A 22,752-nucleotide genomic window follows, 5' to 3' on the forward strand; every position below is an offset into this window, starting at 1 on the left:
AAAAATACCTCTAAATACAGAAGCACGACAAACCTAGCCCTTTTCTGGACTAGCAACCTTAAACCTTATCCAAGGTACAGAATCATTTTTAAAATACTTCGCTTTTTCGTTAACATCAAAAATCGGAGGGACATGATCACCAACTATAATCACTTCTGCACCCTCAAGCTCAGGATCATCCAAGATCGTTGACAAATAATAAAAGAACTGAGCATGCAGCTTTAAATTTCGACAAACTTGACCATCCTCTTTAACCTGAAAGCTCTCACAATCGAACACATCCTTATAAATATCCCTCCGATCATAAATAGAATGGGAGTTCAAAGTTAACCAATAGAAAAAAGCTTTTTCAGTCTCAGAAAATACTTTGGTCAACTCACTTATCAATTCTCGATCGCAAGCACCGGGGAATGAGTGGCACTTCTCAGACCACTGCTTGGTTTCATAAAAAGTGCGATGATCAAAGCCGGCTCGCGGATACCAGTACGCCCTATCATACATAGACCCGACGGCTCCATGTAAAGAGTAAGTTTCATACCCCATAGCCCTCAAGCGATTAGGCAAGCAATCCTCGAAACCCGTTACGAGATCCTTGAAATTAAAATTAGCAGACGATAATTGGCACAACTCTCTGAGTTCTCCGTCGACCGTAGCACCGCTAAACCCCAACTCTCCTCTTTCAATGGAAACTATATGGTCACCTAACTCATAGATCGGTGATAATACAGAATCCATAATTTCATCAGATGACACCCCCCAAGACTCACTCACAATTAATATTGTTTTATCGCTGAGCTCCATAGGGCTCGAAAACCATGGAGAGGTTGCACCTTTATATGACGCTTTTACAAGTGGCTTACTCTCTAAATCAAAACTCTCTAAGAAGCCAGTCCGCCTGTGATCAAAGCTAAAAACTAGTACGCTATCAAAAAATCTTTCACTACTGTAACGATAGTACTTACTTTCAGAATCATCAAAATAGCTAAAGTTAAATACGTATAAAATCAAGGCTAAATTTATGAAAGCCAGCTCTGGGACTCTTTTCTTTAAGCGCAAAAAAAACGCACAAAAAACAAATAGCTGAACTAAAACAACCAAAAACATCACCTTGTAGTAGGAAGGCGAAGAACCTATCAACCCAACAAAATACAATAAATCTGAAACTCTCAAAAACGGAAACAATTGACCAACCAAAAACACAACATCAAATACATAGACTAACGCCAGAAACGCAACACCCAACCAATTCAACCCAAAGATAAAAAAAAGAGACACAATAATGTAGTCAAAATTAACTAACGGACGACCAATTCCGAAGGTGCTAGAGATCACAAAGAAAAGTATATTAGGCAAGAAAAAAAGAACAAAAAAAACAAATATAGATCTCTTCACCTGAATCAACCCCGAAGCAATATCAAGTTTTTCTGCCATCAAAAAAACTAAGCACACAAAAGACTTGCGCTACATATCAAACAAAACAATAGAGAGAAACGATAAAAAAAGGCGCCTTAACTTAGGCGCCTTTTCCAAATCAACTACCTGTTTTAGCTTCCAAGCCCACAACCTGCTGGCTTGTATTTATCCTCAACAGTAGTGCCGCAAGACCATGCTCCAGTATCTGTACGCGTCCAAGTCAAGGTTTTACCACTTATAGCCGAAGATGCATTGCCTCCGAACGTAGCTTCAAGCGTAGAAGTGCCGGCAGCCAAATCGTATGTAGCAGAAAGGCCACTCTGACCTGGATCAGAAACAGTGGAGCCAAGCAAGTTGCTGTTGGACCAGCCCAGTTCACAATCAGCCTCGGCGATGCCGTTCATCATGCAGCTCTCAATTGCAGTTCGCATAGCACCAGTCTCGCCCATAACGCGGCTAACCTGAGATTTCGCGATGTAGTTCTGGTACTGCGGAATAGCTACCGCTGCCAAGATACCAATAATCGCAACAACGATCATCAACTCAATCAGAGTAAAACCTTTTTGAGCATGGTTGATTTGCATTTTTTTCATAATTTCGGCCTCAGCTTTGTCGTTTAGTTACTCATTTTGGCTCGGGGCCGGTGGAGCTTTGCCCCGTAACCGGTTTCGATGAGCCTGAGATTACCAAAGCACCTCCCATGCCAAGATTTAAAAGATAGACACAAAGCCATGCCAATCAACCGGTAAGCTGCGCACTTGCGTTGAATGCTACATATGAAAAAAATCAATACGCGCCCAGCACTGTCACTCAGTGACATTTTTTGTCACCCACTTGCAATGCAGCCAACTACGCCCACCCTGCTTAGATTTAGCCATAAGTTGACCCGATGCCTTTCCAAACCCAAGCCAGCCATCTAAACTCTGTGCAATTATCGAAATACCCTTTTCAACCACTTAGGCAGCATTCTTTACTCAGTTTATGGCTACCAACAAAAGCAATATCACGCTAACCGGCTTAGCCCGGCGCTTTGTAGACGACGGGCTGCTTGATGAAGCAACCGCAAAGGATGCCTTTTTACAAGCATCTCAAAATCGTATTCCTTTAATCACCTACCTCACCCAGAATCAACTGGCTGATAGCGCCAAGCTTGCCTTTTCTGCAGCTATGGAATTCGGGGTGTCGGTGCTGGATCTTTCCTCCTATCTCCCGGAAATGATGCCCGAGGGGGTGGTAGACGAAAAGCTAGTGCGCAAACACAACGCGCTTCCTCTCTATAAGCGAGGCAACCGTCTTTTCATTGCCGTCTCAGACCCTACCAACCTTCAGGCTCTAGACGAGATAAAGTTCAATACCGGGCTGAGCACCGATGCGATTCTGGTGGATGACGCAAAACTTCGAGAGGCGATAGACAAACATCTTGAGTCTCAAGACACCACCATGGGTGATCTGGACGATACAGATTTGGAGGGTGTCGAAACCGAAGGCGACGATCAAGATGATGATGGCGTCTCTGCGCAAAGCGATGTTGATGACGCCCCTATTGTTAAGTATGTGAACAAGATGCTTTTGGACGCCATACGCATTGGCGCTTCAGACATCCACTTTGAGCCGTATGAAAAAGTCTATCGGGTAAGGTATAGAACAGATGGCATGCTCAAAGAGGTTTCACGCCCCTCTATTAAGCTGGCACCCAAAATATCTGCTCGCGTAAAGATTATGTCGCAAATGGACATATCCGAGCGCCGAGTACCCCAAGATGGCCGTATCAAAATGAAGCTGTCTAAAACCAAGGCCATCGACTTTCGCGTCAACACCCTGCCAACCCTGTGGGGTGAGAAAATAGTGCTTCGAATTCTCGATCCCAGTCAGGCCAAACTTGGTATTGATGCATTGGGTTATGAAGATGACCAGAAACAACTGTACATGGACGCGCTATCTCAACCCCAAGGCATGATTCTAGTCACCGGGCCAACCGGCTCAGGCAAAACCGTTTCTTTGTATACTGGCTTGAACATTCTCAACACGGTGGATATTAATATTTCCACTGCAGAGGACCCCGCAGAAATCAATCTGGAAGGCATCAACCAAGTAAACGTAAACAACCGGGTCGGTTTAGGCTTTGCCGAAGCTTTGCGAGCATTTCTACGACAAGACCCGGATGTAATCATGGTCGGTGAGATTCGAGACCTTGAAACCGCGAACATTGCGATCAAGGCAGCCCAAACCGGTCACTTGGTTCTGTCCACACTGCACACTAATAGCGCAGCAGAAACCCTCACGCGAATGATGAATATGGGCGTACCGGCCTTCAACATCGCAACGTCTGTAAGCTTGATTATTGCTCAGCGTCTGGGCCGAAGACTTTGCAGTGCCTGCAAGCAACCGGGCGATGTCCCCAAAGACGTCCTTTTGGCCGAAGGCTTCACACAGGAACAAATTGATACAGGGTTCACGTTGTACCGCCCCAAGGGCTGTGATAAATGCAATGGTGGGTATAAAGGCCGCGTCGGTATTTACGAGGTGGTTAAAGTTACGGAGCAATTGGCTAACATGATTATGGAAGAGGCCAGCTCCATTAAAATTGCAAAGCAGGCTGAGGCCGAGGGCTTCCGGAATTTGCGCCAGTCAGCACTTTTGAAAGTGATTGAGGGCGTAACCAGCCTTGAGGAAGCCAACCGCGTGACGAAGGATTAATCATGGCAGAGAAATCACAGAAGCTGGAATCGTACCTTTGGGAAGGTAAAGATCGAAAAGGCAACAATGCTAAGGGCGAGATTGCTGGCTCCAGCTTGGCTCTGGTAAAAGCCCAGCTACGCAAGCAGGGCATCATTCCAGACAAGGTAAAGAAAAAACCAAAACCATTGTTTGGGGGTAGCAAGAAAATCACCCCCTTCGACATTGCCATGCTCACCCGCCAACTGGCGACCATGATGAAAGCGGGCGTGCCTCTGGTCCAAAGCTTCGACATAGTTGCGGATGGCCTCGAGAACAAAGGGTTACAGGAACTTGTTATGTCAATCCGGAATGACATTTCTTCCGGTACCAGTTTTGCAGGGTCGCTCCGTAAGCACCCGAAGTACTTTGACAACCTTTACTGCAACTTGGTGGATTCTGGTGAAAAGGCTGGCGCCTTGGAACAGATGTTGGACCGAATTGCTCTTTACCTCGAAAAAACAGAACTACTGAAGAAAAAAGTTAAAAAGGCGATGACCTACCCCATTGCAATTATTGTCGTGGCCATCATTGTTACCGCAATCCTATTGGTTAAAGTTGTTCCCCAGTTTGAAAGCCTATTTCAAGGTTTTGGGGCAGAACTACCGGTATTCACCCAGATGGTCGTGCGACTTTCAGATTGGATGCAGTCTTGGTGGTTTGTAGTGTTAATTAGCATTGTGGGTACAATCTTTCTATTTAAAGAAGCCAAACGTCGCTCACAGATGTTTTCGGATATCGTAGATAAATACGTTCTTAAGCTACCGGTTATTGGCGAAATTCTCGACAAATCTGCCGTCGCTAAATTTGGCAGGGTTTTGTCTACGACCTTTGCGGCGGGCGTGCCACTGGTAGACGCGCTGGACTCCGTCTCGGGTGCGACCGGCAATGCGGTTTACCGGGATGCTGTTAACCATATCAAGAACGATGTTTCCAGTGGCACCCAACTACAGGCTTCTATGCGCCAGCAGGATGTTTTCCCCGTGATGGCCGTGCAGTTAACGGCTATTGGTGAGGAGTCCGGTAATCTGGACGAGATGCTCGAAAAAGTAGCGGTGCACTATGAAGGCGTGGTTGATGACATGGTGGACAACCTGACGGCGCTGATGGAGCCTATGATTATGGCCGTGTTGGGCGTGCTTGTGGGTGGGTTGATTGTTGCTATGTATCTGCCGATATTTCAGATGGGTGCGGTTGTGGGGTAAGAGCCCCGTCCCCTCTCCCGCAGGGGGAGAGGGAGTTTGAAAGACACCCCTCTCCGATACGTCGGACCGCCCCACCCCCTCTCCCGCAAGGGGAGAGGGGAGTCAAAACTACAACGCTTGAGCTTTTGAATGGCTACCTTAGATATCCTTCTCTCGACACCTTGGCTTTTGTACTTTGTTGTTACTTTCGTTTCTCTGTGCATCGGTAGCTTTTTGAATGTGGTGATTCTTCGCCTGCCGAAGATGATGCAGCAAGAATGGCGTTGCCAGTGCGAGGCCTTTTTGGAGGTCGCCGAGGGTGAACGCAAGCAGGAAGAGCGAGTTACGCTTTCCAGCCCTGCTTCTACCTGCCCTTCTTGCGGACATAAGATTCGCGCTTGGGAGAACATTCCGGTTGTCAGCTACCTGCTTCTTGGTGGTAAGTGCAGCGGTTGTAAGTCGCACATTTCTATTCGTTACCCGCTCATAGAAGCAGTTACGGCGCTATTTTCGGTGTTGACAATTGTGATCCTCGGCCCTTCGGCAACCGCTTTGTGGGCGCTGCTACTGGTGTGGGCGCTGGTTGCGCTTACGGTGATTGATTTCGATACTCAGTTGCTGCCAGACAGCATCACCCTGCCCTTAATGTGGCTCGGGTTAGTTTTGAGTTATTTCGGTTTTCTTGGTGAGTTCACCAGCGCTTTTTGGGGTGCGGTGATTGGTTACCTTTCTCTCTGGTCTGTTTACTGGCTATTTAAGCTTGCCACCGGTAAAGAGGGCATGGGGCATGGGGATTTCAAGTTGCTTGCCGCTTTGGGTGCCTGGCTGGGCTGGGAGTTGCTGCCCGCGATTATTTTGCTGTCATCACTCGTGGGTGCAGTGGTGGGTATTAGCTTAATGGTCTTTAAGAAGCACGGACGCGAGGTGCCAATTCCGTTTGGGCCTTATTTGGCGGCGGCCGGATTGCTGTGTTTGTGGTTCGGCGCGGAAATCCAAGCACTTTGGTTCGGGCTGCTGGGCGCATGACGGATCAACCGGTGGTTATAGGCCTAACAGGGGGCATTGGTTCCGGAAAATCTACGGTTGCGCGGCAGTTCGGCAGTTTGGGAGTGCACTGGGTAGATGCAGACGATGTGGCCCGCGAGGTGGTTGAACCGGGCACTCCGGCGCTGGCCGCCATTGCCGAGCACTTCGGGGCAGGCATTCTTACGGATAAGGGCAGTTTGGATAGAGCCCACCTGCGGCAAATCGTGTTTGAGCAGCCAGAGCAGCGTGTGTGGTTGGAAGGTCTGTTGCATCCGATTATCCGCGAGGAGTTGATTCGCCAGTTCCATCCGCAAGACTATAAGTTGCCTTATGTTCTTCTGGTATCGCCTCTGCTATTGGAAACCGACCAACATAATCTGGTGGAGCAGGTGCTGGTAGTGGACGTGCCAGTGGAGGTGCAGATACAGCGCACTATGGGGCGCGATACCAACTCCCGGGAGCAGGTGGAGCGCATTATTGCCGCTCAGATGCCCCGCGAGCAACGGCTTGCCCGTGCAGATGTTGTCATTAATAATAACCAACCTTCCAACAAGGTTGCAGCCGAGGTTCGTGCATTACATGAAGCATTCATGGTGGACTTTGGCTGATCGGCATTACTTCGTGCGTGGTATGAAGAGCAGCATCAGGAACGGTATCGGCCTCACTTTTGCTGGGTCAATAACCATCCTACTCTTCTTAATCAGTGCAAAAAGCTATGGCGCGGAGCCTGTGTTTGAGATGCAAGAGCGCTCTATTTCAAGCGCCTTGTTGCCCGAAAAGCTACCCCTGTCTTTCTATACGTTTGATCCAGACGAGTATTGGGCTGAGCCTGAGGATTCTTATTGGCTGGATTTCAGTAACTTTATTTTGCGCCAAGAGCGTATACAAGGGCCAAAGGTTCAGGCTCTTGGCCAGTGGGCAGATAGGACACTTTCCGGCGAAGCCCACAGATTGCCAACCAACGACAGTTACTTGCGCGTAGGCTTCGCTACAGAATCCGAATACGGCGACCCGGCGCAATTCGAGCCGGAAGTTCGGTTCCGGCTGGATATACCCACAACCAAACGCAAGTTACGCTTGGTTATTGAAAGTGAAAGCGACGAGCTAATTCCTCTGGAAGAGCGCCAACGCGACCGCCAGCTTACGGAGCCAGACCGTTCAGAAACTCAAACCACCGGCGCTTTGCGGTACATCTCGGAAATTGGCGATGCCATCAATCTATCTAATGATGTGGGTGCGCGTTTACGTTTTCCGCCGGATGCTTTTTGGCGGGCAACGGCAGAGAAGCGCTGGAAGCTGGATGAGGATTGGGGGCTTAGAGCCCAGCAGAGGTTTTACTATTATCACCAAGACGGTTGGGGCGCCCGCTCTATGATCCGTGCGGCCCGAAATGTTGGCAATGATTGGTTTTTCAGGTCCAGCGCTGAACTGGAATGGGTTCATCGCAAAAGAAAGTTTGAGGCAGCGCAAATTTTTAGTGTTCGCAAACGGCTCAGTAACCGCTCGATAATCACGCCCCGCGTGGGTGTACTTGGTGAAAGCCAGCCGAGCTGGCGCACCACTTCGGCCTTTGCTGATCTCACTTGGCGCTACAGGTTGCACAGCGACTGGTTGTTTGCTGAGCTGATTCCGGCGCTCACCTTTCCCAGAGAACGCAATTTTAAAGACCAAGGTTCGGTACTCTTTCGTATCGAGATGTTTTTTTCCGGTAGCATTAACCCAGACTTTTAACGCCCATGCCCCGACACCATGCCATCCCAGCAGCAGAAGCCTTGGCTTTGAATCCCATTGCCATCACCCACTCTTGTTTTAAGGATAAGTTCGGGGTTCCAAGGCAGCCCGGGCTTACCCGTTATGCCAGAGCCGATCTTATAATCCAACCGCCTTATGATCGTGAAGATGCCTTTCGAGGCTTGGAGACGGCTAGCCACCTTTGGTTAATCTTTCAGTTTCACGAAGCCGTGCGGGCAGAGTGGCGGCCGGTGGTTCGGCCTCCTCGCCTTGGAGGTAATCAAAAAATGGGCGTATTCGCCAGCCGGTCCCCCTTTCGGCCGAACAGTTTGGGGCTTTCTGTGGTGCGCAACGAAGGGCTTGTGCGCAAAAATGGCAAACTGGCCCTACAGATCAGCGACCACGATCTGATTGATGGCACGCCTATTCTCGACATTAAACCCTACCTGCCGTTTGCAGACTCAATACCTGACGCAAGCCTTGGCTGGGCCGAATCTGCACCCACAGAAAGGCTGGAGGTTGTGTTTCTGCCAGAGGCAGACGCCCAGCTTGCAGAACTTTCACAGGTGCACTATCCCGATTTTAAGTTGTTGATTACCGATGTAGTGAGCTACGACCCTCGCCCGTCATTCCGGCGGGGCCGCGACGAGGAACGGATATACGGCGCACATCTTTACGATTTGAACGTTAGGTTTCGGTTTGTAAATGATGATTCACACAAGCGTGTCGAAGTGCTGACGGTCTGTTAAACTCGCGTTGACGATTTTTCAGTCGACACAGGGAATTTGTGCCTTGCCTTCAACCCGGTTTTTCTCGCGTTTGGGTATTCGGCCGCTCGCAATGCGGCTGCTTGCATACGTATTACTGTTCAGCCTGATCATCTCGCTGGTAGCCACCGGCGTGCAGATGATTGGTGAGTTCGAACGCCGAAAATCGGACCTTCAAGAGACTCAAAAACGCGCCGCAGGCCTAGTTTCAGGCGCCATGAGCAACAATATCTGGCTGATGAACTTCAGCGAAGTGGCTAACAGCTTGGATGACATGCGGGCGGTAGAAGCCATTCATTACGCCAGAGTTGTCACCTCAACCGGTGAGCAGTTCACCACCGGAAGCTACCCGGAAGGCCGGGTTATATCCCAAACGTTCCCGCTGATATTCAACCGATCCACCTTCCGAGGCCCGGAAGATGTGGGCACTCTAACTCTTACCTCTTCCGTAGAACAAGTGTATTCAGACCTTCGCAATCGGGCGCTGATCAATCTTTTGTTCCAGTCAATCGTGGTGATGCTGGGTACTCTGGGGCTAGTGGTGATCGTTCGTCTTATGCTTTCCCGCCACTTGGAATCGATGGCTGATTACGCCGCCAAGCTTAATTTGGACGCATTGGTCGATCCACTGCAACTCAAGCGCAAGCCGCCCCGAACCCCGGATGAGCTGTCTGAGCTTGAGCACGCGCTTAATAAAATGCGCCTGCAAATTCTTGAAGATACCCGCTCACTCCGGCAAGCCACTCTGCAGTCGCAAGGTGAGCGAGATGAGGCTATTCAGGCCAACCGTGCGAAAAATCAATTTCTGGCCAATGTGAGCCATGAGTTGCGCACGCCTTTGCAGTCAGTGCTCGGCTACGCCAACCTGCTTACAGATACACCGCTGGATCAGGAACAACGAGACTACGTACACACGCTGCTCAACGCCTCTGAAAGCCTCTCTGCCATTATTAATGACCTTCTCGACATATCCAGCATGGAAGCCCAAAAACTGGTGCTTGAGAAGATTCCTTTCGACTTGCGGGAGACTCTAAACGACTTGGTGCACATGCTTGGCGGGCGCGCCCGCGAAAAAGGACTCGCACTGGAGTTGCGCATTGAGGAAGAGTTGCCCTGGGCCTTGCGGGGGGATCCAGCACGCATTCGGCAAGTGCTCATAAATCTGGTGTCTAATGCAATTAAATTCACAGATTCAGGGCATGTTCTGATCAGTATTGAGGTGCTGGGGCGGCGCGACGATAAGGTTCGCCTGCGCTTGGCCGTGGAAGATACCGGTATTGGTATCAACCCGGAAGATTTGCCGCTAGTGTACGAGCCCTATGTTCAACTGGGCCAGAGATTTCAGCGCCAACTTCCCGGTGCCGGGCTTGGGCTAACGATTTGCCGCCAACTCGTCACTCTAATGCAGGGTTCTTTAGATGTGGAAAGCCGGCCCGGTGAAGGCTCTACGTTTTGGGTTGAACTAACACTACCCACCGCGCCCGAGAGCACAGCAAGGGTGCGCCCGGATGCACGTATGATTCGAGGCAAGCGTGTTCTTGTGGCGGATTCCTACGAGCTGTCCCGAAAAATTACGCTGGAAATGCTGTCGCGCCACGAGGTTCACATAGAGGCTGTAAAGTCCGCTGGGGAAGCCCTTACATCGTTACGCTTGGCGTTCGATAATCAGGAGCCGTTTGATGCCATTATTCTGGACGGCTTTTTGCCGGATATGGACAGCGACTTGCTTTGCAAGCAGGTTCGAGACAATTCCCTGTGGGCCGATACACGGCTCCTCATTCTCTCTTCAAACCCCCAACGCGGCGATGCCGAGCACTTCCGTCAGGCGGGTGCAGATGCGTTTCTCAGCAAGTCTCTGCGGGAGTCTTGCCTAACGCCTATTCTCAATAAACTTTTTGAAGATCTATCAAAGGGTAAGCGACGCTTCCGTACCCGGTTTTCCCTTCAGGCCAGCCATGAAACGGGCAAACACCCAAAGCTGGAGTTGCGCCGCATGAAGGTATTACTGGTAGAAGATAACCCGGTAAACCGAACCCTTACCCGCAGGCTATTAGAGAAGCTTGGCTGCGAAGTGATGACAGCCAATGACGGTGAGGCGGCAAACAGCCTGTGGCAACTGCATGCATTTGACCTTGTTTTTATGGACTGCATAATGCCCAAAGTTGATGGCTTTGAAGCGACCCGGCGTCTCCGCACCTGGGAAGCAACCCACAACCGCACCAGAGTGCCAGTGGTGGCGCTCACAGCCAGCGCCATGGAAGAAGATGAAGAACGCTGCCGCCGCGCAGGCATGGACTCTTTTGTTGCCAAGCCTGTTAACATTGAAACGTTGCGGGCAGTGCTGGACCAATACGCCCGTGGAGCTTCGAAATGAACGTAAACTGCCCTACCTGCAAGAAATCCGTGGAATGGAAAGACACCAACCCTTGGCGCCCATTTTGCTCGGAGCGCTGCAAGCTCATTGATTTTGGCGCCTGGGCCAACGAGGAATATCGGGTTCCTGCAGAAACGGCTTCACCAGACGACCTTGATCAAGGCGGCGACACAACCCGCCATTAAACCCTCTAACCCGATATCGCCTTAAATTTACCTTAAGTTTAAAACGTGACTTACATGCTTGTAAGTTGTGGTGCAGCTGGTAGCCCGTTACCATTCCGACTGTAACATCTATCGTTAATGTCGGCAGATTCCGGCTTGTTACTCGCACCGTAAATTTATAAGGTAAAAGTATGAACGTATTCCGCGTTTCCGTATTGGTTCTTTCTCTGGCTTCGGCCCCTGTGCTTGCAAGCGATTTGGACCTGAGCCTAACCAACGACTCCGTAAAGGGGCAGGTTAATTTTTTCGGAAACAATAGCGATCTTCAACTGGGTGCTGGCTACACCTATCATGAAGGCAGTCGCCACATTGGTAATATCGACTTTCATGCCCAAGGTCGCACGGCTTTGGGCAATTTACCCACAACGGCTGGCATTGGCATGCGCGGCATTGTTTGGGATCAGGACCGTGCCGACGGTGGCGCAGTGGGGCTCGGTGGCTTTGCAACGGTGAATATCCCTAAAGCGCCCGGTCTGTCATTCACTGGCGGCCTGCATTACGCGCCGAGCATTCTATCGTTTGGTGACTCTGACGATATGACGAGTCTTGAACTGCGCGCCAGTTACCGGGTTATTCGTAATGCAGAGGTGTTTGCGGGTTACCGTTACCTGAATACTGAGCTGGACTTTCCATCCAACCCTGACGTAAACCTCGATGAAGGTGTTATGGCTGGCATGAAGATTTTCTTCTAAACCAGTTATCACCTCAAACAGAACAGGCGTCCAACATTGGCCGCCTGTTTCGTGCCCTTACTCACGCTTTACCAAAACCTGCACTGTTAGACTGGCTGTCAGCAATTTCAAGATCACCACTACACTCTCTATCATCAATACCGCTTTAGCACGGGCAGCCTGATATGCGACTGACACTGGGGTTACTTCTTTTCTCTGCACTTACCTTAACAGCCGGGTGCAGCGGTGATTCCGCTATTGACGGGGCAAAAGGGCAGCCCAACTCGTTTGCAGGTGAAAAAAATCCTGCTAATGATTTTACCCCCGGTAGTACTGGAGACTCTGGCGATAACAGCGGACTCGCAGCCAATGAGGTTCGCGTAACCATGGAATTGCCCGGTGGCCTTGCGCCAGATGGTGAACCAACACGTCGCAACCTTCGCATTGTGAAACCCGATACGGTTCGGGTGTACCAAACCAATAGGAACCTGCAAGTGCTTGGCGCACCGGAATACACCACTCGGGAAGATAGCAACGGCGTAACCGTGATCGCCTTTGAGAACGGGCAACCCCTAGCTCCAGACGTTGTCATTGAGGCCCAATATGGCAATGCTGTTTTACGGGCGTTAGCAGCTGACGCTGACCGCGATATCAAGGTTAACCCGTTTTCCGAATATCTCGTGCGCAACACACTTCCGCAATACTCCGCCAGCGAGTTCCAGCGCATTCTGGATTGCGCAGATGAAACCAGCGACTCTCTGTGCATCAACAAATATGTTTGGCCTGCTTTGGCTGATCAAGTTCACGATTTCGAGATTGATATCCCAACCGGCGCTAGCATTGCAGGCGCACTGGATCTACTCGCCCAGCGGGCAGACTTTGCCAGCTATGTTGTTTCAGCGGCAAATTACCCGTTGCTGGATAACCAGTCGTCAGACAGCATTTCTGCGAGCTCGGCGGAATACAACTCTGTTTTTATGGGAATAGAGCTGGGCCAGACGTTTCTCGAAAGTAGCTTAACCGGCTCTGGCCAGTGGGGTATCCGCATGGGGCGTGAGGAGTCCACCAGCCCCAGTACCGAAACGGCCTACACCTACCCAGGGCTAACCTTGGCAAGCCTTGATGTTTTCGATATCAACGTTACTTCTCTGGCCTCGCAGATTCCCTACGACCGAAAAACGTTGATTCATAAGCAAGGCAACGAGTTTTTCACTCGGGGCACGGATACCTGGGCTTTGAATACCCACTCGACCTCCCCCGGTGGCGCCACACTCGATAGAGATACTCGCTTGCTGGCAGTGCGCGCCCTTTATCAAAGCATTACCGGAAGAAACAGCTCGAGAACTATAGGCTGGACCCGCAACCCTTACTTTCTAGACGCTTACGTTGGCGAAACGGGTGGCGACAATATTGGTCCAGACCGAGCTCTAGCGGGCTATTTTAGCGCAGGCAAAGCCATTCAATTGGAATCGGAGAATGGCAAACTTGCACGTAAAGAGACGCTGGAAACCCAGTATGTATCTGCGCTTCAGCTAAATCTATTACGGCGAGAAGGCTTTGATGCGAACACTCTAAACGGCCGCGATTACAACCTCGTTTATTTTGCCACTCGGTTTTCAGAATCCACAACGCCGCTACAAGTTGAGTCAGGAAATGGGTTATGGCAGGTGCGAGCAAACGGGGACCACAGCGACATCACCCAAACGCAAACCTATAGCACCCTAAACCGAGACAGCTCGGGAGCCGTTCTGGTGGGTGGTACCGGCAGCCGTTCAGATAATTGGATCATCACGCCGCGCCCCGCACGCCTGAGCACGGGAGATAAAAACATCGGGCGACTGAATCTCGATGTAAATAACCCGGCTGGAGCATTCGGGCAGCCGGATCTGGGCGTAGGCGCTAGTGTGCCGGATGGTTCCCTGATGGCGTTTAATCTTGTCAATGCTGCGTCGTCTAGCGGCATCATTGGTGATGGTCTGCTCATCGTGGCAGAACGGCGCCCGGCGCCTGCACCACAATCTGGGCGTTACCGAGTTCAAGGTTTTGCTATGGGCATAGAAGACGGCCTCAATAGACTGATCCACTTGAACGACGGCACTCTGAATCTTTCCGGTAGCACTGCAAGCTTGAACAGCAATACGCTGAACGTTGTTCATTCCGTTGATAATGCGGCGGTTGCGGCGCCCTCCTCCGGACAACTGTCTACAACTTTGGAGTACACCGACAAAGGCGATGGCGAAGTGAGCTTTACTGCCGGAGATCTCTCGCTCACCGGTTTTGTAACGGCTGACCAAACCCAGTTCTTCTTGTTATTCCGTAACACGGTTAACGGCGAAGAGCAGCGAGGCCTTCTTATGGCAACCAAGCTGCCGTGAACCCTCGAGCAACCTAATTCGTACAACCTGTTATAATCGATAACATCGTGCTCGGTGTTTATAAGTTTTCCGACTATAAAAACAGGTTGTAACGAGAGGTTTTATGTTCCCCGCAACGCGTGCGTTGATGCTGGTTATTCCGTTATTAGTTTTTGCCATCGCAGGTGGCCTTCACACACCGTCGGACTCTTTAGGAAACAACACAGGCTCAGAGCCAGCTCTGGATTCGCTTCCGCCTTTGCCTGGTTGGGCCCTAGCCGATTTGCCAGATTTCTCTAGTTATCGGGATACCACCGAGAAGAAAGTCGCCTTCTTCTCATTTCTTTATCCGCGCATTGTGCTTGCCAACTCCCGCATCCTGATTGAGCGGGACTATCTTGATAGCCTCACCCGTAAAGAGACTTTATCCAAAAAAGAGCACATATGGCTTGCAGCTCAAGCCAAACGTTTGCGCGTGGACGAAGAACCCGGCACGCCAGAGCAGTTCAATCTTCTGCGAAAACGGCTGGACGTTATCCCGCCCTCACTTATTTTGGCTCAGGCAGCCAATGAGTCCGCCTGGGGCACGTCGCGCTTTGCCCTTCGCGGTAATAATCTGTTCGGCCAATGGTGCTTCTCGAAAGGCTGCGGCTTAGTTCCACTAAACCGTGTAGAGGGCGCCAGCCATGAAGTAGCCGCCTTTCCTTCGCCATATCACTCCGTTCGAGCTTATATTCAGAATCTCAACCGGCATGAGAGCTATCAGGGTTTACGAAACACTCGCCTTGATGACAGAGACGCAGGCGACCCGCTCTCCGGGCTTGCTTTAGCTCGGGGGCTAGTAAGCTATTCCGAACGCGGAGAGGAATATGTTGATGAAATCCGGTCGATGATTCGTTATAACAACCTTGAGTTCTACGATATCGAATTCCGAAAGATGCTACGTGATCGCAGCCCTTTGCATTTGAAGAGTCTGGCATCGGCAAGCGCTGAGCAGATTTTGCTGCCCGGACAGATTAGTGGTTCTTCTGCTGAGGGCTAACAGCCAACTCACTTTTAAACATTATTGTTTACACATAACAGAGACGTTTTCGAATGCTTTATTTTTTACCTGCACCGCTAAAAGGCACTCTGGCGGTTCTGCTTGTAATATCGAGTACCCTCGTACTTTTTCCGTTTCTGATGGTTTTTGCACTGCTGAAACTGGTGTTCCCGGTTACAGCTATTCGCAAAGGCTGCACCGTCGTATTGAACCGCATCGCCCGCCTATGGATAGGGTTCAACAATCTGGTGATGGATCTCCTACACAAGATTGAGTGGGATGTAAGAGGCACGCAGCATCTCAGTCAGGAGCATTGGTACTTTGTGACCTGCAACCACCAGAGTTGGGCCGACATACCGGCCATACAGTATGTTCTTAACAGCAAGATTCCGCTGCTCAAGTTCTTCCTAAAGAAGGAGTTGATTTGGGTACCACTGCTAGGGGTAGCTTGGTGGGCGCTGGATTTTCCGTTTATGCATCGTCACACCAAAGAACAGATTGCTAGGAAGCCGGAGCTGAAAGGCAAAGATATAGCCGCAACCGAGGCAGCATGCGAAAAGTTTCGTTATACGCCAGTGACCATTTTCAACTTTATGGAGGGCACCCGCTTCACACCTGACAAGCATCAGCGACAAAACTCTCCATACAAACACCTGCTCAAGCCACGCGCTGGTGGTACAGCTTTTGTATTGGGGACCATGGGCGAGATGTTGCACACCATGCTGGATGTAACCATCGTTTACCCCACAGAACAGCCTGTCGGCATTTGGGATTATCTCAGTGGGCGCATTCGAAAAATCACGATCGATATTAAAGTGCGAGAGATTCCGCCGCAGTTTTTAGGAATGGACTACGAGAACAACCGTGAAACCCGGGTGGAGTTTCAGCGGTGGGTCAGTGCACTCTGGGCGGAAAAAGACGCTCGTATTGAAACTCTGAAAAGCGAGAGCGCCCAAAACCTTTAACCCAAAGCCCACAAACAGCAGATTTACTACAACAGCCCGAGCTCTCTGGCTCGAACCGTTGCCTGAGTTCGGGACCGCACTTCCAGCTTTGCGTTTAATCGGCGGGCATGGGTTTTGACCGTATGTAGTGAGATGTGCAAGGTGTCGGCAATTTCCTGATTCGACAACCCCTTGGCAATTAGCTCCAACACAACCAACTCCCGCTCGCTGATGGGCTCGGCCAGTGTAGCGGGTGATTCCCCTGCCGCTAAACCAAACAAGCGGCCCAGAGCATCCCGGAACGGGGTTTTCGGTAACTGGCCGTAGGATTTTACCATCAGCTCGCTCAATTCCAGTTTCAATTCCGCAAACGGGCTGATGAAGTGCTCTTTGGCCGCTTCGGATACCACCGCCAGAAGTATATTCTGCGCAGCTGCAAAGCTCTTGTCTTGGTTGACCAGTATGGCTTCCAACAAACGCATGTGCAGGTCTACCCCCCATGGAATGGCTTCGCCATGGCGTTTGCGCGTGCTGGATAGCGACTCACGGGCGTTAAGAGTTTCTCCTCTGGCGAGGTCTAGCCGCACCTGAAGGCAGTCGAGCAAGCCCGGCATCATTGGGAACAGTTCTGGCACACAGCCAGCTTCGCGATAGGGCTGTAGCTTTTTAAGCGCCTGTGTAACGCTCTCCAGCTGATTCTGGGCAAGCCAGCAACTCGCTTTGAGGGCTTCGAGTACTGGCACGTACAGGGACTCATCCACTTGCCAAGTATGCATGGTTCGCTCTGCCCTGCCGACCCACGTGAAAGCCTCTTCCAAGCGACCTTGAGAGCGACACATCAGCACTCGAATAGCCATAGCCAACAACAAGCCGAGATCGCGTGTCTGTTCCGCGTGGCGACCACAGGACACCAACAAACGGTCTGCCTCTGCGTCACGCCCCTGATGCCAGAGCACGAGCACCAGATTCAGCTGAAGTCTAGTTTCACCAATGCGCGCAGGCCGCGCCTGTTCTTGTATGACTGTATCCAATGCGGTTCGCAGCAGCTGTTCTGCATGCTTCAATGAACCTTTCCCCAACTCAATTCGGGCATGAGCGTATACGGCCAACGCTTCCGACCCTGAGTCGCCAGCCTCCCTGGCCAAACGGGACGCCGCCCGGTTAGCCTCGCGGGCATCCGAAAACCGACCAGAGGCGCACAATGCACTGGCGCGAACCATTTGCGTAACAAGCTGACCCTGAGGTGATAGCTCGCCGCCGGAAAGAGCAAGGTCCGCCATTTCTAACGCAGGTGCCACCTGTCCTTCGCCACGCAGAATAAACGCCTTAATTGCACAGATCCGTGTTTCGTACTCCTGATAGCACTGCTCATCCATGCCATCTAACAGCGTTTTTGCCTGCCTGAACTGCCCTCCGATAGCATGTACCCAACTGTACACAATTCTCAATCTTGGGCTACGTTCGAGCAACTGGGCGGGTAGGCTCTTACGCAAGCGCAGTAGCGAGGCGGTGTCTTGCCCCAGAAGAAGCGCTTCGGATCCTTCAGATGCAATGCGAATGACTTCTTCCGAGTCCCCGGCTAGCAAAGAGTATTTCAAAGCTTCGGGAAACTGGTCACGACTGCCAAACCACCGGCTTGCAGCGAGCATTCTATCGCTATAGCCAGCCATTACAGGGGCTTTTAGCCATTCCATCAATAGCGGGTTGAGCCGGTACCAGCGACCCCACCCGGGCATAACCTTTATCGGTAAGCCCCGTTCATAAGCCTCGGATGGAAGTATAAAACCGTCTGGAATGAGCGGTTTCAAAGCTAAAAGCAGCTCATCCGAGCAAAGCCCAAGCTCTGACATGGCCTTTAAAGAGCGCGTTTGGCCATGAGCCAAGCCTCCCAATACAGACTCTTTTAAGAACCGCTCGACACCGGGCGCTTCTGAAACAGCGTGCCTGTCGGCGCTGTGAAGAATATCGCGGCGGTATAGAGCAAGGGGGGTGGGCCAGCCTTCTGTCAGATCGTATAAGTGGTCTATAGCTACACTAGTGAGTTGGTGAGTACTCAGGACATCGCGGAAAAGCTCAAAAGTCTCGCCACGGCTGAACTCTAGTTTTTCAGGCCCTATGCGAGTGAACCGGTTTTCCAGCTCTAAAGCGTGGGTTTCATAAGGCAACGCCTGTCGGGAGAGCATGATGACAGAAAAGTGTGCTGGGATATCTGCTACCAATTGTTGCAACAGAACAATGACCGCGGGGTTTGTAATCTGATGCAGACCATCCAGCACCAGAACGGAGCGTTGCTCTGTTGGCACTCTTTTTAAAGCCAGAAGCATTATGGCCAGAACATCGTGAAAGGTGGTGCCCCCTTGCAGACTAACGTCACAAGATTCGGGAACATCCAAGGCCACAGACAGCAGGTTTAGAAAGCGGGTGGGCGCGTTGTCTTGGCAGTTAAGCGGCAGCCATCGTACATAATCTTCCGGTATGCCAGCTGCCTTAACAGCGGTTGCCACCGTATGGGATTTTCCATAACCACAAGGAGCCTCAACAAAAAGCACGCCCTGCGGGGCTAGCGCATCCTTGACCAAAGCATCCAGATGGGGACGCTCTAACGAATGTTCAGGCAAAACTGGCGCCTGCAGTCTTTGCCTAAGCAAGTCTTTTACGAGCTCACCTCGCTGCAGCCCACTGTTTGCAGATTGGAACTCGTCATTGGCTGCATAGCCATCACGGTATGATTTCACACGCTGCCCCGAATACAACTTTAGTAGTGTTAGAAGGTTAAACCAACTAAGGGTTCGGCTGCAAAGTTTTGACGTGGAAGCTATTAATTTGGCGGCAATTTTTTATCGCAAAAACAAAAACGGCGGGCCAAGGCCCGCCGTTTCCGAAAGATCCACCTTTACCCTTATCGGGTACCTGCACGGCGCAATGCCGCTGGCGTGTAATCTCTAGACTGCCGCTTAACACCAAACTGGTACGGGTCGACCTCTTCGTTTGTCAGGCCTAGAACCAAGTAGCGACCGGACAGAAGGTCATACAGCGTCTCAACCGCATACCAGGGCACAACCTGATCATAGAACTGCATCGAGTGTGCTTCCGCCACACGCCAGAGCTCGCCACGGCCATCGAAATGGTCGATAACGGCGGCCTGCCAGGTATCTTCATCAAAAAAGAAGTCTCTCTGGCCGTAAATGTGACGCTCACCATCTTTAAGCGTTGCACGTACATGCCAAACACGGTGAAGCTCGTAACGGGTCAAATCTTGATTTATGTGCCCTGCTTTAACGATTTGGTCATAAGTTAGGTCACGGTCCACAAGTTTGTAGGAGTTGTATGGAATGTACATCTCCTTTTTGCCCAGCAATTCCCAGTTGTAGCGGTCTGGGGCGCCGTTAAACATGTCGAAGTTATCCGAGGTACGCATGCCATCAGAGGCTGTACCCGGTCCGTCGTACGCGACCTGAGGGGCACGGCGAACGCGACGTTGGCCAGCGTTATAAACCCATGCACGGCGTGGTTCTGAAACCTGATCAAGCGTTTCGTGAACCAGCAATACGTTACCAGCCAAACGTGCTGGCGCAGTAATAGCCTGCTTGAAGTAGAACAACACGTTGGCATCTTCGCCCGGCTCGTAATCCTGCAGATAGGTTCTCCAACTCAGCTCATCCTGAAACTTTACAATGGAGTAAGCACCGTTTGCTGTAGGTGTTGCCTGCCCAACGTTACGCTGAACAGAGCCGCCACGGTAACGGGTAATGTGGTTCCAGATCACTTCCAACCCGTTCTGGGGAATCGGGAATGGTGTCGCGCTCTGGTAGTTAGCCATCCCGTTACCATTCTTGATCAATTCCGTTTTCGTCGCGTTTTTAACCGTCTCTTCCATTACGTCTTTCGGGTAGGCCCCTGTACGGTGCGTCTCGTATACCGGAAGAACGTAGTCTGGGTATTGCTTGATCATTGCCACCTGTCCGGGGGACAGCTTGTCGGCGTACTCTGCAACATTGCTCTGATCAATAGTGAACTTTGGCTTCTCGTTCGGGAACGGGTTCACATAAATACCGTCACCTTTGTACCCAGCCGGGGGCGTTGTAATGCCGCCATCCCACGCAGGTATTGCACCACCATTACCTGCCTTTTCTGCACCCATGGGTGTTAGTGTATCACCCAGCTTAGCCGCTTCTTCGGCAGAAACTGCACCCCAAGCCTGACCTGCAAACAAACTCGCCGCCAGAACACCCGTGGCCAGTAGTTTCTTGTTTAGTTTCATTTAAAATACCTCGTTAAACGAATTCTTGACGGTTTAGAATGAGTAGGAAACGCTAGCACTCACGAAATCCCGGTCAGTCAACTCGTTATACGGCTTGCCACCGAAAAAGTTTGTGTAACCGATGTTACCGGTAATTTTGTTCTGGTAAACCGCTTCAACGGACAAGCCAATCGCCTTGTTACCTTCGTTAAAGGCACCACCGGGCTGCGGGCCATAACCTTCTACATCATGACTCCAAGCCAACTGCGGCGATAGGTTGATACCCGCAAAGGCATTCGGGTAGCTCCATACCAGGCGTGAACGGTAGCCCCAGGAGAAGTCTGTGGTGAACCCGTCATTCGTGCAGTAGCTTGCGTTGATGTTGATGCCTGCCGCACAAACGTCAACCATGTTTCCACTGCCATCATCCGTCGGCAATGTGCCAAGGCCAAAGGTACCTGAGCGACCGTAACGAGCCTCATCAAGACCTGGGAGGTCATGAATGTAAGTGGCGCCAAACTCTGTAATCAGCGACACACGGCTTGCGCCCATAATCTGATCAAAGAACTTAATCAGCGTGAACTGGACCTGAGAAACGCCAAACCGGTCGTTACCCGAGACTTTGGATCCTGGCAAAAGCGTACCACCCGCTTCTTCGAGGCGTTGCTGCTCCAACTTACTGACTGGGCTACCGTCGGCTGGGTTTTGTAATCTAATACCACCGTATATCAGCTCAAACGCGTTCCATTGCAGGGGCATTTTGTCGCGATAGGAGTACTCCGCGCCCAATGACCAACCACCCGGAGTGTTGGTGTTGATACTGATACCGTAAAGGTTAATATCTTCCGGATATTCAATAAAGTAGCTCGGAAACTGTTCGCCGGTATCTTTGATAGTACCGCTTACATAAGGTAGACGGCTGTTGTACTTGATGTAGTAGAAGCCCAGCTCCGAATCATTCAGCGCTGGAACATACCAACGCATTGCTACACCAAACTGGTCCTTCGAATCGGCTTCCACATCTGCAAGGCGAGGTGCCACAAATCCCTGAGCCAGAGCTTGCGAGTCAGAGAGCTGGCCTGCAAGCAGTACTGGGCCACAGCCGTCGGCTGCAAAATCATTAGTAGAGAAAAATGTGCCACAGTCATCCGGACGGACAGGCGCCCAATCTGTCTGTACAAACGTTTCCAGTGTGACGTTCTCTGTTATACCGGCTGACATGTAGAACATTTCAACAGGTAGAAGAGCATCTTTGAGCTCAGAGCCGGGGGCACGGAAAGCTGGTATATCAACAGGGTTGATGGTGTTAATCCCCCCCTGAATAAAGGTACTCTCACCCCAGCTCAGCACTTGCTTACCGTAGCGTACGCTCAGAGGAACATCACCCAGATACCAATCGGTAAATACATAAGCATCGAGAATTTCGCCGCCCGATGCGTTACCTTTTGCTGAGCTGTTAAGCTCACGGCGCTGACCAACATCATCAACTGCACGTCTTTCATCTTTTAGTTCGAAGTCATACCAGTAACGACCGCGAACCAAACCACCGACACGGGTCAGATACTGGCTATCGACTGCATAATCAAGGAACAGCTCGCTGTTACCTTTAACAATCTTGGAGTAGGTATCACCCTTTTCAAAGTTCAGGTTGCCGTCATCGTAGTTGTTCGTTGATGCCCCCTGAGTGGTGTTAGCAAACTGCGGACCCAAATTACCTTGTGCTATCAGGCGCTGATCGCGCTCGGCAACTCGCCACCCTGCCCCAGCAGAGAGAGTGGTGTTGAACTGCGCTTCCACATCCCCCATGTAAAAAGAGTATGCAGATGCGTGGCCGGACATACCGGCCGCCACTGCCACGGCAAGCGGTAATCTTGTCCAACGCTGCCATTGATGTGTTTTTCTTGTCATTGGAAGGCTACTCCATTGTTGTTCTGAGTCGCTGCTCTGATTATTGGTATTCACGAAGTATTGGAGGCTTCATGCACAGTGCTCGTGATGTAGGCACTATAGCTAACGCTGTCCAGTGCTTTGATCAGCCAAAAGTATGATTTTGCTCTCACCACCTGC

At 51.0% G+C, this 22,752-nt stretch carries 17 protein-coding genes; 12 read left to right on the forward strand and 5 right to left on the reverse strand.

The features are described 5' to 3' along the window. Positions 1-33: 33 nt before the first annotated feature. Positions 34-1,431, reverse strand: coding sequence for a sulfatase-like hydrolase/transferase (locus tag KO508_RS12225; RefSeq protein ID WP_216008585.1), 1,398 nt, complete (start codon positions 1,429-1,431; stop codon positions 34-36). Positions 1,432-1,544: 113 nt separating this feature from the next. Next, positions 1,545-1,997, reverse strand: coding sequence for a pilin (locus tag KO508_RS12230; protein ID WP_436836620.1), 453 nt, complete (start codon positions 1,995-1,997; stop codon positions 1,545-1,547). A 397-nt stretch (positions 1,998-2,394) separates the two neighbouring features. Here KO508_RS12230 and pilB point away from each other — a divergent pair, with 397 nt between their 5' ends. The 12 genes from pilB to KO508_RS12290 all read left to right on the forward strand — a co-directional run bounded on the left by pilB (position 2,395) and on the right by KO508_RS12290 (position 16,466). Beyond that, on the forward strand, positions 2,395-4,110 hold the full coding sequence (gene pilB, locus KO508_RS12235; RefSeq protein ID WP_216008587.1) for a type IV-A pilus assembly ATPase PilB: 1,716 nt from the start codon (positions 2,395-2,397) through the stop codon (positions 4,108-4,110). A gap of 2 nt (positions 4,111-4,112) precedes the next feature. Beyond that, on the forward strand, positions 4,113-5,333 hold the full coding sequence (locus tag KO508_RS12240; RefSeq protein ID WP_216008588.1) for a type II secretion system F family protein: 1,221 nt from the start codon (positions 4,113-4,115) through the stop codon (positions 5,331-5,333). A gap of 129 nt (positions 5,334-5,462) precedes the next feature. Further along, entirely contained in the window at positions 5,463-6,338 is an 876-nt protein-coding gene (locus tag KO508_RS12245) for a prepilin peptidase (RefSeq protein WP_216008589.1), read from the forward strand. Continuing rightward, entirely contained in the window at positions 6,335-6,946 is a 612-nt protein-coding gene (gene coaE, locus KO508_RS12250; protein WP_216008590.1) for a dephospho-CoA kinase, read from the forward strand. The genes KO508_RS12245 and coaE overlap by 4 nt, the downstream gene beginning before the upstream one ends. Positions 6,947-7,076: 130 nt before the next feature. Further along, positions 7,077-8,069: a hypothetical protein gene (locus KO508_RS12255; RefSeq protein WP_252738120.1), complete on the forward strand. Its 993-nt coding sequence runs from the start codon at positions 7,077-7,079 to the stop codon at positions 8,067-8,069. Positions 8,070-8,074: 5 nt separating this feature from the next. After that, on the forward strand, positions 8,075-8,818 hold the full coding sequence (gene tsaA / locus KO508_RS12260) for a tRNA (N6-threonylcarbamoyladenosine(37)-N6)-methyltransferase TrmO (RefSeq protein ID WP_216008591.1): 744 nt from the start codon (positions 8,075-8,077) through the stop codon (positions 8,816-8,818). 91 nt (positions 8,819-8,909) lie between these two features. Beyond that, on the forward strand, positions 8,910-11,210 hold the full coding sequence (locus tag KO508_RS12265) for a response regulator (RefSeq protein WP_252738084.1): 2,301 nt from the start codon (positions 8,910-8,912) through the stop codon (positions 11,208-11,210). Continuing rightward, positions 11,207-11,395 (forward strand): DNA gyrase inhibitor YacG, encoded by a 189-nt coding sequence (gene yacG, locus KO508_RS12270; RefSeq protein ID WP_216008593.1) that lies wholly within the window; start codon positions 11,207-11,209, stop codon positions 11,393-11,395. Before KO508_RS12265 ends, yacG begins: the two co-directional genes overlap by 4 nt. A gap of 170 nt (positions 11,396-11,565) precedes the next feature. Next, positions 11,566-12,126: a YfaZ family outer membrane protein gene (locus KO508_RS12275; RefSeq protein ID WP_216008594.1), complete on the forward strand. Its 561-nt coding sequence runs from the start codon at positions 11,566-11,568 to the stop codon at positions 12,124-12,126. A 164-nt stretch (positions 12,127-12,290) separates the two neighbouring features. Beyond that, positions 12,291-14,480, forward strand: coding sequence for a hypothetical protein (locus tag KO508_RS12280; protein ID WP_216008595.1), 2,190 nt, complete (start codon positions 12,291-12,293; stop codon positions 14,478-14,480). Positions 14,481-14,583: 103 nt separating this feature from the next. After that, positions 14,584-15,501 (forward strand): glucosaminidase domain-containing protein, encoded by a 918-nt coding sequence (locus tag KO508_RS12285; protein ID WP_216008596.1) that lies wholly within the window; start codon positions 14,584-14,586, stop codon positions 15,499-15,501. 53 nt (positions 15,502-15,554) lie between these two features. After that, positions 15,555-16,466 carry an acyltransferase gene (locus KO508_RS12290; protein WP_216008597.1) on the forward strand — a complete coding sequence of 304 codons (912 nt, stop codon included), beginning with the start codon at positions 15,555-15,557 and terminating at the stop codon, positions 16,464-16,466. A 26-nt stretch (positions 16,467-16,492) separates the two neighbouring features. Here KO508_RS12290 and KO508_RS12295 read toward each other — a convergent pair whose 3' ends face one another. The 3 genes from KO508_RS12295 to KO508_RS12305 all read right to left on the reverse strand — a co-directional run bounded on the left by KO508_RS12295 (position 16,493) and on the right by KO508_RS12305 (position 22,593). Continuing rightward, positions 16,493-19,180 (reverse strand): LuxR C-terminal-related transcriptional regulator, encoded by a 2,688-nt coding sequence (locus tag KO508_RS12295; protein WP_216008598.1) that lies wholly within the window; start codon positions 19,178-19,180, stop codon positions 16,493-16,495. Between the two features lie 164 nt (positions 19,181-19,344). Next, on the reverse strand, positions 19,345-20,706 hold the full coding sequence (locus tag KO508_RS12300) for a DUF1329 domain-containing protein (RefSeq protein ID WP_216008599.1): 1,362 nt from the start codon (positions 20,704-20,706) through the stop codon (positions 19,345-19,347). A gap of 33 nt (positions 20,707-20,739) precedes the next feature. Continuing rightward, the gene (locus KO508_RS12305) at positions 20,740-22,593 is read right to left on the reverse strand and encodes a DUF1302 domain-containing protein (RefSeq protein WP_216008600.1); all 1,854 of its coding nucleotides are present in this window, start codon (positions 22,591-22,593) and stop codon (positions 20,740-20,742) included. Positions 22,594-22,752: the final 159 nt, after the last annotated feature.

Source organism: Marinobacter salexigens, from assembly GCF_018860765.1.
Classification (GTDB): Bacteria; Pseudomonadota; Gammaproteobacteria; order Pseudomonadales; family Oleiphilaceae; genus Marinobacter; species Marinobacter salexigens_A.